Genomic DNA, 2,297 nt, shown 5'->3' with positions numbered 1-2,297 from the left:
GGACGCAACGTGCGCGAGGCCCGGGACGACCCGACGGGGCACGCGGAGATCATCGCGCTCCGCGCGGCGGCCGAGAYGCTCGGGCGGTGGCGGCTGGACGACTGCACGCTCGTCGTCACCCTGGAGCCCTGCCTCATGTGCGCCGGCGCCACGGTGCTCGCGCGGATCCCGCGGCTGGTGCTCGGCGCGTGGGACCCGAAGGCGGGGGCGTGCGGGTCGCAGTGGGACGTGGTGCGCGACCGGCGGCTGAACCACCGCGTCGAGGTGGTCGGTGGCGTGCGGGCCGAGGAGTGCGGGCTGCTGCTGCAGCGCTTCTTCGAGGCTCAGCGCGACTGAGCGGGCGTCGGCAGCGTCTCGGCCAGGTCGGTCAGCGTCTCCGAGGTGCCCGCGTCGAGCGTCACCGCCGCGTACTTGTCCCCACGCGTCGCCCCGCGGTTCACGACGACCACCGGCTTGCCCGTCTGAGCCGCGTGCCGCACGAACCGCAGCCCCGACTGCACGCTCAGCGATGACCCGGCCACGAGCAGGGCATCGGCCCCGTCGACCAGCGCGTACGCCCGCTCCACCCGCTCGCGCGGCACGTTCTCCCCGAAGTAGACGATGTCCGGCTTGAGCATCCCGCCGCAGGCGCTGCAGGCCGCGACGACGAACCCGCTGGTCTGCTCGATGACGGCATCGGCGTCCGGGGCGATCTCGATGTCGGCGACAGCCTCCGTGAACCCGGGGTTCAGCGTGTCCAGCCGGTCGGCCAGCTCCGCGCGGGAGATCACCGTGCCGCAGGACAGGCACCGCACCCGGTCGTAGCGCCCGTGCAGGTCGATCACGTGCCGGGAGCCCGCCGCCTCGTGCAGCAGGTCCACGTTCTGCGTGATCAGCCCGGCGACCACCCCGCGGTGCTCCAGGGCGGCCAGCGCGCGGTGGCCGGCGTTCGGCATGGTCCGGTGCACGTGCCGCCAGCCGACGTGGTTGCGGGCCCAGTAGTGCCGGCGGAAGGCCTCGTCCGACGTGAACTGCTGGAACGTCATCGGGGTGCGCGGCGGGGAGTCGGGGCCGCGGTAGTCGGGGATGCCCGAGTCCGTCGACACCCCCGCGCCCGTGAGGACCGCCAGGCGGTGGCCCGCGAGCACCTCGACGACGTCCGCCAGGGATCCGGCAGTCATCGGGACGGCGTCGTGCGCGGTGCTCACCCGACCACCGTACGACGCCGATTCGGAGGACAGGCTCCCGACCAGGTACCGTTCTCCCCGAGGTAGCGTGTCCGAGCGGCCTAAGGAGCACGCCTCGAAAGCGTGTGTGGGTGAAAGTCCACCGTGGGTTCAAATCCCACCGCTACCGCCAGCCGAAGGGCCCCACCCGCGTGATCATGCGGACGTGGGGCCCTTCGTCGTTCCCGATCCTCCGTCTTCGCGCGCGTCGCCGATCGAGGCCACTCCTGGAGCTCGTCGAGAAAGTGGGGCGGTCGGGCTTCGATCGGGCTCGACACGGTGGTCGGCGACGACCGTCACGTGCGTCGCCATCCGCGACGTCGTGGTCGACTCTCCACACGGGGACAGAGAGTCGGACGGGCGCTTCTCGAGCACGTGCTCGGCCTGTGCCGGCGGCAGGCGAGGGCCTGCGCGCGACACGCCGCGACCAGAGAGTTTCACCCGCCCTGACGTGCCCGGACGCGACCCGCGCCCACGTCGCACGCGCCGGCCCTCGGCAGGATCGGCACCCCGTCTGACCTCGGCAAGGACACCCATGCAGATCCCACATCTTGTGCCGTGCCACCGCGTCGGACACCACAGGTTGTGTCGCGACCCCCCGGCGTAGGCCCTTGGTCCCAGCTGCCGGGCGAGACGGCCAGCACGCTTGCGCCCAACGCCGCCCACCAGGACCAGGAGCCGTTCGACATGACCACCTTGGACCCCGCGCCCGTCGTCGCCTCGGCCGCCACCAGCACCTTCGTGGTCCTCAAGCGGGACGGCCGGGCGCTGCCGTTCGAGACCTCGCGCATCCACGCCGCGCTCACCAAGGCGTTCGCGGACGTGTACGGCGAGATCGGACCGCTGCACGAGCTGCACCTCGTCGAGCTCGTCGACCAGGCGATCTCCGAGCTTGCCGCACGGTTCACCGGCGAGGTCAAGATCTACGAGATCCAGAACGTCGTCGAGCACACCCTGCTGGAGTCCGGGCTCGGCGAGGTCGCCAAGTCCTACATCGACTACCGCGTGCAGCGTGACCTCGCCCGCAGCARGGCGCGCGACGTCAACCACTCGGTCGGCCAGCTCGTCGCCAAGGAGCACTCGGTCGTCAAC

General features: G+C 71.8%; 3 protein-coding genes and 1 tRNA gene. 3 read left to right on the top strand and 1 reads right to left on the bottom strand.

Going from position 1 to position 2,297, the window contains the following annotated elements:
* The coding region (locus tag AC1DUQ_RS20970; protein ID WP_477074543.1) for a nucleoside deaminase at window positions 1-336 on the top strand (336 nt) is incomplete at its 5' end.
* Here AC1DUQ_RS20970 and AC1DUQ_RS20965 read toward each other — a convergent pair.
* Window positions 324-1,160, bottom strand: a complete 837-nt coding sequence (locus tag AC1DUQ_RS20965; protein ID WP_477061622.1) for an NAD-dependent protein deacetylase — start codon at window positions 1,158-1,160, stop codon at window positions 324-326. The two genes, AC1DUQ_RS20970 and AC1DUQ_RS20965, sit on opposite strands and share 13 nt — an antisense overlap.
* 88 nt (window positions 1,161-1,248) lie before the next feature.
* On the opposite strand from AC1DUQ_RS20965, the gene AC1DUQ_RS20960 reads away from it, so the two are divergent.
* Window positions 1,249-1,338 (top strand) — tRNA-Ser (locus AC1DUQ_RS20960).
* A 554-nt stretch (window positions 1,339-1,892) separates the two neighbouring features.
* The coding region (locus AC1DUQ_RS20955) for an ATP cone domain-containing protein (protein ID WP_477074542.1) at window positions 1,893-2,297 on the top strand (405 nt) is incomplete at its 3' end.

The sequence above is a fragment of the Cellulomonas sp. P4_B5_2 genome (assembly GCF_056402235.1).
This window is presented reverse-complemented; position numbering and strand designations above follow the sequence as displayed.